Source organism: Hydrogenophaga sp. UC242_53 (assembly GCF_042696965.1).
Taxonomy (GTDB): domain Bacteria; phylum Pseudomonadota; class Gammaproteobacteria; order Burkholderiales; family Burkholderiaceae_C; genus Hydrogenophaga.
Window position 1 is genome coordinate 668,379 of sequence record NZ_CP170552.1, and the last position, 12,252, is coordinate 680,630.

The following is a 12,252-nucleotide window of genomic DNA, read 5'->3' on the forward strand; positions in this document are numbered from 1 at the left end:
TTTTTTGGAGACAGCATGAAACATCTGAAGGACCCCGGCCTCTTTGTGCAGCAGTGCCTGATCGATCGCCACTGGCAGCCCGCCCTGAACGGCCAGGTGCGCGAGGTGATGAACCCCGCCACCGGCGAGCGGGTGGGCACGGTGCCCAACATGGGCGAGGGGGAAACGCGCCTGGCCGTGCAGGCGGCGGCCCACGCCTTCCCGGCCTGGGCCGCGCGCAGCGCCAAGGAGCGCGCCACGCTGCTGCGCCGCTGGTACGAGCTGATGATGGAGGCGCAGGACGACCTGGCGCGCATCATGACGATCGAACAAGGCAAGCCGCTGGCCGAGTCGCGCGGCGAGATCGCCTACGGCGCGAGCTTCATCGAATGGTTCGCCGAGCAGGGGCGGCGCAACAACGGCGACGTGATCCCCGCGCCGCAGCCCGACAAGCGCATCGTGGTGCTGCGCCAGCCCATCGGCGTTTGCGCGGCGATCACGCCCTGGAATTTCCCCAACGCGATGCTCACGCGCAAGCTCGCGCCCGCGCTGGCCGCGGGCTGCACCATGGTGGTCAAGCCGGCCACCCAGACCCCGTTCTCGGCCCTGGCGATCGCGGTGCTGGCCGAGCGCGCCGGCATTCCCCGGGGCGTGATCAACGTGGTGACGGGGGATGCCGGCGCGATCGCGAAGGAGCTCACCGGCAACCCGGTGGTGCGCAAGCTGAGCTTCACCGGCTCCACCGAGATCGGGCGCGTGCTCATGCGGCAATGCGCGGAGCACATCAAGAAGGTCTCGCTGGAACTGGGCGGCAACGCCCCTTTCATCGTGTTCGACGACGCGAACCTGGACGCGGCGGTGCAGGGCGCGATGATCGCCAAGTTCCGCAACAACGGCCAGACCTGCGTGTGCGCCAATCGCCTCTATGTGCAGCGCGCGGTGTACGAGGCGTTCGCTGTCAAGCTCGCGGCCAGCGTGCAAGCGATGAAGCTGGGCAACGGCCTCGACGCGGGCGTGGTGGTCGGCCCCCTGATCGACGGCAAGGCCCTGGCCAAGGTGGAGGAGCACATCGACGACGCCCTGGGCCAGGGGGCCACCGTGATCGCCGGCGGGCGCCGGCTCGAGGGCAACTTCTTCGAACCCACGGTCATGACCGGTGTGACGCAGCAGATGCTGGTCGCGCGCGAGGAAACCTTCGGCCCGCTGGCGGCCTTGATCCCCTTCGACAACGAGGACGAGGTGATCCGCATGGCCAACGACACCGAGTACGGCCTGGCCTCCTACGTGTACACGCGCGACCTCTCGCGCAGCTGGCGCGTGTCGGAGCGGCTGGAGTACGGCATGGTGGGCGTGAACACCGGCCTGATCTCCACCGCCGAGGCGCCGTTCGGTGGCGTCAAGCAGTCGGGCCTGGGCCGTGAGGGCTCGCAGTACGGCATGGACGACTACACCGAGCTGAAATATGTCTGCGTCGGTCTCGACTGAACGCGACCCTGAACCCCTGGACGGGCGCTGGCACTGGACGATGCCGGTGCGCGTGCGCTGGACGGATCTGGACGCGCTGGGCCACGTTCACCACCTCGTGTACCTGAGGTGGTGCGAGGACGCGCGCAACGAGCACGCCGAGGCCATCGGTTTGCCGCTGCCGGGCACGGGGGCCCGCTCCCAGGTCGTGGTGGCGATGGCCTGTGATTTCCGCCAACCGGTCGGCCGCGGGGCCGAGCCTTCGGTGTGCCTGCGCGTGACGCGCGTGGGCCGCACCAGCCTGGAAGCGCGGTTCGGCATCCAGGTCGACGGGGTGGCGCATTTCGCCGCGCGCGTCACCACCGTGATGTGCGAAGACCGCACGGGGCAGGCGTCGCCCTGGACACCGGCCGAGCGGGAGCGGCTGCTCGCCGGGCCGGTGCCTGCCTGAGCGCGTTCAGCCCAGGCGCGCGGCCTCCACCTGGCGGATGGCGCCGGCGATGCGCTCGGCGCTGAGGGCGGTCGGGAAGTTGCGCACATGCGGCGCGGTCATGGTCTGGCGCGCGATGGTCTCGATCTCGTCCTCGCTGGCCGCGCGCCCCAGGCCCAATTCGTTCAGGTCCTGCGGCAGGCCGATGCGCCGGTAGAAGCCGCGCAGCTCCGCCATGAAGGCCGCGTCGCGCTCTTCCAGCGTGAGCTGCACCAGCAGACCGTAGGCGACCTGCAGGCCGTGCAAGGTGCTCGCGGTGCCGGCGATCGCGGACAGGCCGCGCGTCATCGCATGCGACACCGAGAGTCCGCCGTTCTCGAAGCACAGCCCGCTGAGCAGCACCGTGGCCTCGACCAGCGATTCGAGATGCGCATCGGTGGTGGCGCGCCGCACGGCCTCGATGGCCGGCTCGGCGTGCTCGCGCACGCTGCGGTAGCTGAGGTCGGCCAGCACCAGCGCCGCCTGCGTGCCCAGGCCGCCGTAGATGTTCAGGCCACCGGCGGCCGCGCAGCGTTCGACCTCGAACTTCTTCGAGAGCGCGTCGCCGATGCCCGCGAGCAGCAGCTTGACCGGCGCGGCCGCGATCAGCGCGGTGTCGACCACCACGGCCGCGGGGTTGTGCGCCAGGTGCTCCACCGACAGCAGGCGGTGGTGTTCGTCGTACAGCACAAAGATCTTGCTGGTGGGCGCGTCGTTGGACGCCACCGTGGGCACGGTCACGACCTGCGCACCCAAGGCCCGGGCCACGGCCTTGCCCACGTCGATGCCCTTGCCACCACCGGCCGCGATCACCACGCCGGGCTTCGCCGCGGCGAGCTGCTCCGTGAGGCGCTGCACCTCGGCGGGCGTGATGTCGCCGGAGAACTCGCCGGTGCTCAGCGCCACCCCCGAGGCCTGGCACGAAGCCGCCACGCGAGCGCCCACCAGGTCGAGCACGAAGCGGTCGGCAATCAGCACGGCCGATGGCGCGAGCAGGGCAACCTGCGCGCCCAGTTGATCGAGGGCGCCCGGGCCCTGCAGGTAGCGCAGCGGGGCGCCAAAAACGCGCAGCAGGGAAGGGGTGGCGGGGGAAGTGGACATCTTGTCTCCTGGGTGGAAAAGGGTTCTTGAACACGGCGGACCGGGCACCCGCATCCGGGAAAACCCGCAGCATGATGCACGTTGCATCATATATCATGCGTCCGATCGAAGGCGAAAGCAAGGTGCTGCCGGACGGGCCCGGCACCGTCGCCTTCGATGCCCGGCCGGTGCGCTGGACCGCTGGCCGACCCATTCCTCAATCTGGAGACGAGACCATGAAGACCATCCCAACCCATCGGCGCCAGGCGCTGATCCACCTGAGCGCCGCCTGCCTGTTCGGGCTGAGCGCGGCGGCGTTCGCACAGCCCAAGGAGATCAAGATCGGTTTCGTGCTGCCCCTCTCGGGCGGCACCGCGACCATCGGCAACCAGACCAAGGTCGGCGCGGAGATCGCCATCGAGCAGATCAACGCCGCGGGCGGCATCAAGTCCCTGGGTGGCGCCAAGCTGGTCGCGATCTTCGCGGACAGCCAGTCCAAGCCCGATGTCGGCGTGGCCGAAACCGAGCGCCTGATCACGCGCGAGCAGGTGTCGGTGATGGTGGGCGCGTACAACAGCGCGGTCACCTTCCCGGCCACCGAAGTGGCCGAGCGCTACAAGACGCCCTGGCTGGTCACGGGCTCGGTGAAGGACGAGATCACCGAGCGCGGCTTCCGCTACGTCTTTCGCCCGAACAACAAGGCGATCTACGACGCGCGCGAGCAGATGGACGCGATCGACCTGCTGGCCAAGGAAACCGGCAACAAGCCGCAGACCATCGGCCTGTTCTACGAAGGCACCGACTGGGGCCGCTCGCACACCGCCAATATCAAGAAGATGGCGCTGGAGCGCGGCTACAAGATTTCACTCGACGAGTCCTACCCGCCCAACCAGTCCGACTTCTCCGCGCAGCTGCTGAAGATCCGCGCGAGCAAGCCCGATGCGCTGATCGTCGTGGCCTACACGCCCGACCACATCCTGTTCACGCGCCAGTTCGCGGAGAACCGCCTCAACGTGCCCTATGGCATCCACTCCGTCGGTGGCGGCGCGGAAGACCCTTCGTTCTACAAGTCGGTCAACCCCAAGGCCTACGACCTGATGTTCGTGCAGGACGATTTCCAGGTGGACATCATGCAGGCCATCAAGGACCCGAACGCGCTGGACGCCGACAAGAAATTCCAGACCCGCATGGGCTACGGCCTGAATGCCTACGGCGCGCAGGGCGTGTCCAACGCCTACATCCTGCGCGATGTGCTGGAGCGCGCCGCCTCGACCGACCGGGAAAAGATCCGCGATGCCCTGGCCGCGACCGACATCAAGAGCGGGCCCGCGCTGATCACGGGCTACAGCCGCGTGGTCTTCGACGACAAGGGCCAGAACCCGCACGCCCACGGCGCCATCACCCAGAACATCGGTGGCGAGCGCCGCACGGTATGGCCGGCGGCCAACCGGCTGGCCGGCACCAAACCGGTCTGGCCGCTGCCCGACTGGTCCAAGCGCTGATCCGGTCCACGGCTTCAACCCGGGTGCCCGCCGCCCCGCGCGGCGGGCACCCTCATCACGGAAACCGGTATGGATCCCCTCATCTTTTTCTACGCGCTCATCAACGGGCTGCTGCAGGGCGCCATCTATGGCGGCATCGCCCTGGGCCTGAGCCTGATCTTCGGCGTGCTGCGCGTCATCAACTTCGCGCACGGCTCGTTCCTCATGGGCGGCGATGTACGCGGCCTACACGCTGTGGTCCACCTTCGGCCTGCACCCCTACGTGGCGGCGCTGGTGACCATGCCCTTGCTGTTCGGCTTCGGCTACTTCACGCAGAGCGTCATCATCTCGCCGCTGTTCAGGCGCGAGTCGTCCCTGGTGGTGGAACCGCTGGGCGCGCTGCTGCTGACCACGGGCGTCTACCTGGTCATGGACAACCTGGTGCTGATGACCTACGGCCCGGACGTGCGCTCGGTCAGCGTGGACTTCGCCGGTGGCACCTTCGAGGTCGCGGGCCTGCCGATCAGCATCCCACGCTTCGTCGGCTTCGTCGCCGCCATCGCCGTGGCCGGGGGCCTCTGGTGGGGGCTCAAGCACACCGACGTGGGCCGCTCCATCCGCGCCACGGCGCAGAACCGCGACGCGGCCGCCATGAGCGGCGTGAACGTCTACCGCGTCTACAACCAGACCTTCGGCCTGGGCGCCGCCATCCTGGGCCTGTTCGGCGCCTTGCTGGTGCCCTTCCTGTCGATCACGCCCACCGTGGGGCTGATGTTCGGCGTCAAGTCGTTCCTGGTGGTGGTGCTCGGTGGCATCGGCTCGATCCCGGGCTCCATCGTGGGTGGGTTGCTGCTCGGTGTCTTCGAGTCGCTGATCTCGCAGTTCGTCACCGCCACCTCGGCCGCGATGTTCTCCTTCCTCATCTTCATCGTGGTGCTGCTGGTCCGTCCCAACGGCCTGCTGGGCCGCAAGGCGTGAGGGCGTGCGATGTCAAGAATGAACGCCTTTTCCAACTCCCCCTCCACGCTGATCCTGGGCCTGCCCATGATCGCGATCGCGGCCGTGCTGCCGCTGTTCGTGAGCGACTCGTACACGCTGCACTCCCTGACCATGATCCTGTACTTCGCGTACATTGCCACGGCCTGGAACTTCGTGTGCGGCTACGTCGGGCAGCTCTCGCTCGGGCACGCCGTGTTCGCGGGCCTGGCCGGTTATGTGACGGTGCTGCTGTTCACGCTGCTCGGCCTCTCGCCCTGGCTGGGCATGCTGGCCGGCGGTGCGTTCGCGGCCCTGCTGTCGCTGGCCATCGGCTACCCCACGTTCAAGCTCAAGGGCCCATACTTCACGCTCACCACGATCGCGTTCGCCGAGATCGTGCGCATCTGGTTCGAGAACACCGACGATTTCCTGGGCATCCCGCTCAAGGGCGCGCAGGGCTTGGTGGTGCCGCCGAGCGAACTCGGCGGCCTGGTCTACCAGTTCGAAGGCAAGGTGCCGTACTACTACATCGCCCTGGTGATGCTGGTGCTGGTGCTGCTCGCCACCATCGTGCTCGAGCGCTCGCGCCTGGGTTATTACCTCAAGGCGATCCGGGGCGACCACAACGGCGCCGAGGCCCTGGGCGTCAACCCCACGCGGTGCTCGCTGATCGCGCTCGCGGCCAGCGCCTTCATGACCGGCCTGGGTGGCGCCTTCTACGCCCAGTTCTTCCGCTACATCAACCCGGAACGCAACATGGGCATCGAGTTCTCGATCGACGTGGCGCTGATGGCCATCGTGGGCGGGCAGGGCACGGTGCTCGGCCCCATGTTGGGCGCCCTGGTGCTGCACCCGATCGCGGAGTTCTCGCGCAGCTACCTCGGCGGCACCTTCCTCGGCCTGCACCTGGTCATCTACGGCGTGATCCTGATCGTCGCGGTGCTGTACTTCCCCAAGGGCATCATCGCGCCGATCGATCGCTGGCTGAAACAACGCCTCCAGCAAGGAGGGACGAAAAAATGAGCGAATCGACAACGGCGCTGCTGCAAGTGCAGGGCCTGAGCAAACGTTTCGGCGGCCTGAAAGCCGTGAACGAGGTGTCGTTCGACCTTCGGCAAGGCGAGATCCTCGGGCTGCTCGGTCCCAACGGCGCGGGCAAGACCACGGCCTTCAACCTGATCGCCGGTTTCCACCGCGCCGACCAGGGTCGCATCCTGTTCGAAGGTCGCGATGTGCTGGGCATGGCGCCCAGCGACATCTGCCGCGCGGGCATCGCGCGCACCTTCCAGCTCTCGCGACCCTTCGGCGGGCTCTCGGCGGTGGAGAACGTGATGGTCGGCGCCTTCGCGCGCCTGGAGTCCACCGCCAAGGCGCGCGCGCTGGCGATGGAGCTGCTGGACTTCCTCAACCTCGGCGACCGCTGCAACGCCGACGCGAACGACCTCACCGCGTTCGACAAACGCAAGATCGAACTCGGCCGCGCGCTGGCCACGCAGCCGCGCCTGCTGCTGATGGACGAGGTGGTGGCCGGCGCCACGCCCAGCGAGGCGGCCGAGATGGTGGCCCTGGTGCGCAAGGTGCGCGACCGAGGCATCACGGTGCTGATCGTGGAGCATGTGATGAAGGTGATCATGGGTCTGTCGGACCGCGTGATCGTGATGGACCAGGGCTGCCTGATCGCCAATGGCGAACCGCAGAAGGTGGTGAAGGATCCGCGCGTTCTGACCGCGTATTTTGGAGAAGGCTATGTCGGCACCGATGTTTAGCGTGAAAGACCTCTGGGCCGGCTACGGCGAGCAGCAGGTGCTGCGGGGCATCCACCTCGACCTGCACCCCGGCACCATCACCGCCCTGATCGGCGCCAACGGCGCGGGCAAGACGACCTTCCTGCGCACGGTCTCGGGCCTGGTGAAAACCACCAAGGGCTCGGCGGTGCTGGAAGGCTGCTCGCTCACCGGCCTGCCGCCGCACCGCATCGTGGACCAGGGCTTCGTGCAGTCGCCCGAAGGCAAGCAGCTCTTTCCCGAGATGACGGTGATGGAGAACCTGATGGTGGGGGCGTCCACGCCCCGGGCGCGCGCGCGCCGCTCGAAGACGATGGACGAGATCTTCGCGCTGTTCCCCATCCTCGATGAGCGCCGCCATCAGCTGGCCGGCACCCTGTCGGGCGGGCAGCAGCAGATGGTCGCCGTGGGCCGCGCGCTGATGGCGCTGCCGCGCGTGCTCGCGCTCGACGAACCATCGCTCGGGCTCGCGCCCATCATGGTGGACCGCCTGTTCGAAGGCATCCGCAAGATCCGCAACAGCGAGCTCGCGGTGCTGGTCATCGAGCAGAACGTGCAGATGGTGCTCAACATGGCCGACCACGGCTTCGTGATCGAGAACGGCACCATCGCCATGCGCGGCACCGGCCGCGAGCTGCTGCACAACCCGCAGCTGAGGGCCAGCTACCTCGGCATCTGAACACCGGGCCCGCCGACCCCGGCAGGGCCCGATCCCCTTCCCGCACCACGCCTGTTTCAAAGATATATGGTGCATCAATGCGCAACGAAAGGAACCCCCTCATGCCGCAGCCCAGTCCCGTCCGCCGAGCGGACGCTCCCGATTTCACCCCCACCGCCGAAGAGATCGCCCGCCTGCGGGAGAAGGCCCGCTTCGTGCGGCTGGAGACGATCCGGCTGATCGAGATCGCCAAGGTCGGCCACTACACCTCGGTCTTCTCCGCCGCCGAGATCTTCGCCTCGCTGTACTACGACGTGATGTCGCTGCGCCATGGCGAGCCCGCCTGGCCCGACCGCGACCGCTTCCTGATGGGCAAGGGCCACGCCGCCGTGGGGCAGTTCCCCATCCTCGCGGAATGGGGCTTCATCCGCCCGGAAGAGCTGGACGGCTACACCCGCCTGGGCAGCGCGCTGGGCGACCACCCCGACATGACCAAGGTGCCCGGCATCGACTTCAGCTCGGGCTCGATCGGCCACGCGCTCTCCGGCGGCTGCGGCATGGCGCTGGGTGGGCGCATGTCCCAGCGCGACTTTCACGTCTTCGTGATGCTGGGCGATGGCGAGATGCAGGAAGGGCAGGTGTGGGAGGCCGCGCTGTTCGCGGCCCACAACAAGCTCTCGCGGCTGGTCGCCATCGTGGACCGCAACGGCTACCAGCTCGACGGCAAGGTGGACGAGGTGATGGGCGTCGAGTCCCTGGCCGAGAAGTGGCGCGCGTTCGGCTGGGAGGTGCACGAGGTGGACGGCCACAGCGTGCGCGACCTCACCGCGCTGCTGCGGCGCCTCAAGGCCGACACGGGCCGCGACAAGCCCGCGTGCGTGATCGCCAAGACCATCAAGGGCAAGGGCGTTTCCTACATGGAAACCGAACCCGGCTGGCACCTGGGCTACCTGGCGCCGGCCGACGCGCAGCGCGCCATCGAAGAAATCATGAGCAAGGAGATCTGAACCATGAACCCCCAACCCCTTTCTCCCGACTCCTGGCAGTACCGCGCCCTGAACCAGATCACCCCAGGTCTGAACCATTTTTCGGACGCGCTGATCGAACTGGCCGAGCAGGGCCACCCCGTGATGGCCGGTTCGGCCGACCTGCAGTACTCCAACGGCCTCAACAAGTTCGCCAAGGCCTACCCCGATCGTTATGTGCAGTTCGGCATCTCCGAACAGAACATGGTGACGGCCGCCGCCGGCCTGGCGACCACGGGCCAGATCCCCTTCGTCGCCACCTTCGCGTCCTTCCTGGGCCTGCTGTGCTGCGAGCAGATCCGCATGGACGTGGCCTACAGCAAGCTGCCGGTGCGGCTGGTGGGCCACCACACCGGCATCTCGCTCGGCTTCTACGGCACCTCCCACCACGCGACGGAGGACATCGGCACCATGCGCTCCATCGCCGGGCTTACGGTGATCTCGCCCGCCGACGGCCCGCAACTCGCGAGCGCGATCAAGGCCTCGATCGGGTGGCCCGAGCCGATCTACTTCCGCATCGGTCGTGGCCGTGAGCCCGACGTGTACGAGAAGAACACACCGTTCGAGATCGGCAAGGCCATCGAGCACAGCCGGGGCACCGACCTCACCCTCATCGCCTGCGGCATGGCCGTGAAGGGCGCGCTCGAAGCCGCGGCCGCGCTGGGCCGCGCGGGCTTCTCGGTGGGCGTGATCGACATCGCCACCATCAAGCCGCTGGACCGCGAGGCGGTGCTGCAGGCGGCAGCGCGTTCGCGCCTGCTCATGACGGTGGAAGAGCACAACGTGCTCGGCGGCCTGGGCGCTGCCGTGGCCGAGGTGCTGGCCGACGAAGGCGCGGGCGTGCGCCTGGTGCGCCACGGCATCCACGACGAGTACAGCCTGATCGCCCCGCCCACCCACCTGTACGCGCACTACCGGCTCGACGGCCCCGGCATCGAGGCCGTGGCGCGCGAAGCCATGCAGGGCAAGCGCTCGGCGGCCCGGCCCGCGCCGGCGCTGGCCATGGTGGCGGGAGGCGCACGATGAGCGCCGTGCCCGCGACGATGCGCTTCATCGACCACGGCCAGGGCGGTGGCCCCGAGGTGCTCGTGCCGCGCACCGGCCCCACGCCGGTGCCGGCGGCCGGCGAGGTGCTGGTGCGCGTGGCCTATGCGGGCGTCAACCGCCCCGAAGCCCTGCAGCGGCGCGGGCTCTACGCGCCGCCGCCGGGTGCCTCCCCCATCCTGGGCCTGGAGGTGTCGGGCGAGGTCGTGGCGCTGGGCGCGGGTGTGACGCGCTGGTCGGTGGGCGACCCGGTGTGCGCGCTGACCAATGGCGGTGCGTACGCCGACTGCGTGGTGGTGCCCGAGGGCCAGGCGCTGCCCGTGCCCGAGGGCATTTCGATGCGGCAGGCCGCCGCCTTGCCGGAGAACTTCTTTACTGTCTGGGCCAACGTCTTTCAGCGCGGCGGTCTGCGCGCCGGGGAAAGCCTGCTGGTGCATGGCGGCTCATCGGGCATCGGCCTGACGGCGATCCAGCTGGCCAAGGCCTTCGGCGCGCGCGTGCTGTGCACGGTCGGTAGCGCCGAGAAGGCGGCGGCCTGCAAGGCCGCAGGGGCCGACATCGCCATCAACTACCGCGAGCAGGACTTCGTGGACGTGGCGCTGAAGGCGACCGAGGGCGCCGGTGTGAACATGGTGCTCGACATGGTCGGTGGCTCCTACGTCGAGCGCAACCTGAGGGTCCTGGCCGTCGAAGGGCGGCTGGTGCAGATCTCGTTCCTGGAATCGTCCCGGCCCGAGCTCGACTGGACACCGCTGATGGCCAAGCGCATCACCTTCACCGGCTCCACCCTGCGCCCACGCAGCCTGGCGGACAAGACCCGGATCGGCCAGGAGCTGGTGGAGCAGGTGTGGCCCTTGTTGAGCGCGAAGCGCGTGGCGCCCGTGATCCACCAGGTGTTCCCGCTGGATCAGGCCTCCCAGGCGCATGCGCTGATGGAGTCCTCCGAGCACATCGGGAAGATCCTGCTGGAGGTCTAGGCCCGCCCGCGGCTCATCGAGGGCCGACCAGCTCCGACTCCACGCGCATGTCCAGCACATAGGCATAACGCGAGGCGTCGGCCGGCGGGTTCTGGATCGTGTACCGCTTGACGCGCAGCACGTTGCGCGTGCCCGCCTGGTGCGTGAAGCCCTCGATGTTGCCGTAGAAGTGGCCCCATTCGCCGGTGCCGGTCTTGAGGCCGGCGCTGTTGTACTTCACCTCGCGCACCTGCATGCACTGCGCATTGCGCACCACGCCGTGGCTGCAGGGCCGGAGCTGGGGGCCCACTTCCAGGAACAGGGTTTCGCCCGCGCCGCCGTAACGCGTGGCGTCGGTGGGCTTGCCCACCAGGTGCCAGCGGCTGCCGTCGTTGAACTGCAGCAGCACGCGCGGCGGGTTGGCGTCCTGGGCCAGGTGCACGCGGGTGGCGCGGCTGATCTGCGCTGCGCACGGCCTGTTCCAGCTGCATCAGCTGGGGGTCGGGGCAGGCCATCATCGTGCTCACCGGGCGCGAGATCGTGATGTCGATGCCGTTGAGCTGGTAGCCCGCGCCGATGCCGTTGCAAAGCCGGTCCACCACCACGCGCTGGTCGCCCGGCTTGTCGCCCGGGACAAAGCTCAGGCGCACGACGCGCTGGGGCGCGAGCGCGGTGAATGCGGGCAGCGCGCGGCCGCTCGGGTCGTCCGCCTTCTCCAGCTCCCAGTGGAAGGCCTGCAGCGTTTTGTTGAGAGACGAATCGTTCATGGCGTTGGCCGACGGGGGGGTGGAGGTGGCGCAGGCCGTCAGGCCCAGCAGGGTGGCTGCGGTGAGGGCGATGAATGTCCAGCGTTTCATATGGAGGTTTCCTTTCTGTGGTCCGCCAGGACAGCATGGCGGATGTGTTTTTTTCATGCAAGCTCTCCTACATATTGAGGATTGACAGCCGTCCAGGTGCCGCCGAGGATGGTCGGCGGTGTCCTTCCCCCAACCATACAGGAGCATCATGGCCGCCTACTTTCATCTCAAGCCTTCGGGCACGCAGTGGATGTTCAACCTCGTGGCGGGCAACCACGAAATCATCTTGACCAGCGAGCGCTACACCGCCAAACAGAGCGCGCAGGGTGGCATTGCGTCGGTCCAGGCGAATGCACCGGTCGATGCCCGCTACGCGCGCCTGAACGACGCCGCGGGAAAGCCTTATTTCGTGCTGAAGGCGGCCAATGGTGAGCCGCTTGGAAAAAGCGAGACCTACTCATCGGCGGCCGCGCGGGACCAGGGGATCGAGGCGGTGAAGGCCGCGGCGCCGGGCGCACCAACCAAGGCGTGAAGGT

General features: G+C 68.2%; 13 protein-coding genes and 2 pseudogenes. 12 read left to right on the forward strand and 3 right to left on the reverse strand.

The window, feature by feature from the left end; translation table 11 throughout:
- The first annotated feature begins 15 nt into the window (after positions 1 to 15).
- Together ACFJI0_RS03520 and ACFJI0_RS03525 are read left to right on the forward strand one after the other, a co-directional pair.
- Positions 16 to 1,464 (forward strand): NAD-dependent succinate-semialdehyde dehydrogenase, encoded by a 1,449-nt coding sequence (locus ACFJI0_RS03520; protein ID WP_382323450.1) that lies wholly within the window; start codon positions 16 to 18, stop codon positions 1,462 to 1,464.
- Positions 1,442 to 1,894 carry an acyl-CoA thioesterase gene (locus ACFJI0_RS03525; protein ID WP_382323451.1) on the forward strand — a complete coding sequence of 151 codons (453 nt, stop codon included), beginning with the start codon at positions 1,442 to 1,444 and terminating at the stop codon, positions 1,892 to 1,894. The genes ACFJI0_RS03520 and ACFJI0_RS03525 overlap by 23 nt, the downstream gene beginning before the upstream one ends.
- A 6-nt stretch (positions 1,895 to 1,900) precedes the next feature.
- Here ACFJI0_RS03525 and ACFJI0_RS03530 read toward each other — a convergent pair whose 3' ends face one another.
- Entirely contained in the window at positions 1,901 to 3,013 is a 1,113-nt protein-coding gene (locus ACFJI0_RS03530) for a glycerol dehydrogenase (protein WP_382323452.1), read from the reverse strand.
- 215 nt (positions 3,014 to 3,228) lie between these two features.
- Here ACFJI0_RS03530 and ACFJI0_RS03535 point away from each other — a divergent pair, with 215 nt between their 5' ends.
- The 9 genes and pseudogenes from ACFJI0_RS03535 to ACFJI0_RS03575 all read left to right on the forward strand — a co-directional run bounded on the left by ACFJI0_RS03535 (position 3,229) and on the right by ACFJI0_RS03575 (position 10,940).
- Complete coding sequence (locus tag ACFJI0_RS03535; protein ID WP_382323453.1) at positions 3,229 to 4,494, forward strand: ABC transporter substrate-binding protein; 1,266 nt, start codon at positions 3,229 to 3,231, stop codon at positions 4,492 to 4,494.
- A 69-nt stretch (positions 4,495 to 4,563) separates the two neighbouring features.
- A pseudogene (locus tag ACFJI0_RS03540) lies at positions 4,564 to 4,650 on the forward strand (branched-chain amino acid ABC transporter permease); the annotation flags it as partial.
- A 58-nt stretch (positions 4,651 to 4,708) separates the two neighbouring features.
- Entirely contained in the window at positions 4,709 to 5,452 is a 744-nt protein-coding gene (locus ACFJI0_RS03545) for a branched-chain amino acid ABC transporter permease (protein WP_382323454.1), read from the forward strand.
- An 18-nt stretch (positions 5,453 to 5,470) separates the two neighbouring features.
- Positions 5,471 to 6,475: a branched-chain amino acid ABC transporter permease gene (locus ACFJI0_RS03550; RefSeq protein ID WP_382323455.1), complete on the forward strand. Its 1,005-nt coding sequence runs from the start codon at positions 5,471 to 5,473 to the stop codon at positions 6,473 to 6,475.
- A complete protein-coding gene (locus tag ACFJI0_RS03555; protein ID WP_382325482.1) occupies positions 6,472 to 7,218 on the forward strand; it encodes an ABC transporter ATP-binding protein in 747 nt (248 codons plus the stop codon). The genes ACFJI0_RS03550 and ACFJI0_RS03555 overlap by 4 nt, the downstream gene beginning before the upstream one ends.
- The gene (locus ACFJI0_RS03560; protein WP_382163735.1) at positions 7,211 to 7,915 is read left to right on the forward strand and encodes an ABC transporter ATP-binding protein; all 705 of its coding nucleotides are present in this window, start codon (positions 7,211 to 7,213) and stop codon (positions 7,913 to 7,915) included. The genes ACFJI0_RS03555 and ACFJI0_RS03560 overlap by 8 nt, the downstream gene beginning before the upstream one ends.
- Positions 7,916 to 8,016: 101 nt before the next feature.
- A complete protein-coding gene (locus tag ACFJI0_RS03565; RefSeq protein ID WP_382323456.1) occupies positions 8,017 to 8,901 on the forward strand; it encodes a transketolase in 885 nt (294 codons plus the stop codon).
- A gap of 3 nt (positions 8,902 to 8,904) precedes the next feature.
- A complete protein-coding gene (locus ACFJI0_RS03570) occupies positions 8,905 to 9,945 on the forward strand; it encodes a transketolase family protein (protein WP_382323457.1) in 1,041 nt (346 codons plus the stop codon).
- Between the two features lie 17 nt (positions 9,946 to 9,962).
- Positions 9,963 to 10,940, forward strand: coding sequence for an NAD(P)H-quinone oxidoreductase (locus tag ACFJI0_RS03575; protein ID WP_382325484.1), 978 nt, complete (start codon positions 9,963 to 9,965; stop codon positions 10,938 to 10,940).
- A 13-nt stretch (positions 10,941 to 10,953) separates the two neighbouring features.
- On the opposite strand, the gene ACFJI0_RS03580 is transcribed toward ACFJI0_RS03575, so the two are convergent.
- Both ACFJI0_RS03580 and ACFJI0_RS03585 read right to left on the reverse strand, forming a co-directional pair.
- Positions 10,954 to 11,361: a DUF4377 domain-containing protein gene (locus ACFJI0_RS03580; protein ID WP_382323458.1), complete on the reverse strand. Its 408-nt coding sequence runs from the start codon at positions 11,359 to 11,361 to the stop codon at positions 10,954 to 10,956.
- Positions 11,362 to 11,443: 82 nt separating this feature from the next.
- Positions 11,444 to 11,926: pseudogene (locus ACFJI0_RS03585) on the reverse strand (hypothetical protein); the annotation flags it as partial.
- Here ACFJI0_RS03585 and ACFJI0_RS03590 point away from each other — a divergent pair.
- On the forward strand, positions 11,925 to 12,248 hold the full coding sequence (locus ACFJI0_RS03590; protein ID WP_382160991.1) for a YegP family protein: 324 nt from the start codon (positions 11,925 to 11,927) through the stop codon (positions 12,246 to 12,248). The pseudogene ACFJI0_RS03585 and the gene ACFJI0_RS03590 sit on opposite strands and share 2 nt — an antisense overlap.
- Positions 12,249 to 12,252 lie beyond the last annotated feature (4 nt).

Coding starts and splice junctions, on each gene's coding strand:
- ACFJI0_RS03520 (WP_382323450.1), top strand. CDS start 16: ATGAAACATCTGAAGGACCCCGGCCTCTTTGTGCAGCAGTGCCTGATC.
- ACFJI0_RS03525 (WP_382323451.1), top strand. CDS start 1,442: ATGTCTGCGTCGGTCTCGACTGAACGCGACCCTGAACCCCTGGACGGG.
- ACFJI0_RS03530 (WP_382323452.1), bottom strand. CDS start 3,013: ATGTCCACTTCCCCCGCCACCCCTTCCCTGCTGCGCGTTTTTGGCGCC.
- ACFJI0_RS03535 (WP_382323453.1), top strand. CDS start 3,229: ATGAAGACCATCCCAACCCATCGGCGCCAGGCGCTGATCCACCTGAGC.
- ACFJI0_RS03545 (WP_382323454.1), top strand. CDS start 4,709: ATGTACGCGGCCTACACGCTGTGGTCCACCTTCGGCCTGCACCCCTAC.
- ACFJI0_RS03550 (WP_382323455.1), top strand. CDS start 5,471: ATGAACGCCTTTTCCAACTCCCCCTCCACGCTGATCCTGGGCCTGCCC.
- ACFJI0_RS03555 (WP_382325482.1), top strand. CDS start 6,472: ATGAGCGAATCGACAACGGCGCTGCTGCAAGTGCAGGGCCTGAGCAAA.
- ACFJI0_RS03560 (WP_382163735.1), top strand. CDS start 7,211: ATGTTTAGCGTGAAAGACCTCTGGGCCGGCTACGGCGAGCAGCAGGTG.
- ACFJI0_RS03565 (WP_382323456.1), top strand. CDS start 8,017: ATGCCGCAGCCCAGTCCCGTCCGCCGAGCGGACGCTCCCGATTTCACC.
- ACFJI0_RS03570 (WP_382323457.1), top strand. CDS start 8,905: ATGAACCCCCAACCCCTTTCTCCCGACTCCTGGCAGTACCGCGCCCTG.
- ACFJI0_RS03575 (WP_382325484.1), top strand. CDS start 9,963: ATGCGCTTCATCGACCACGGCCAGGGCGGTGGCCCCGAGGTGCTCGTG.
- ACFJI0_RS03590 (WP_382160991.1), top strand. CDS start 11,925: ATGGCCGCCTACTTTCATCTCAAGCCTTCGGGCACGCAGTGGATGTTC.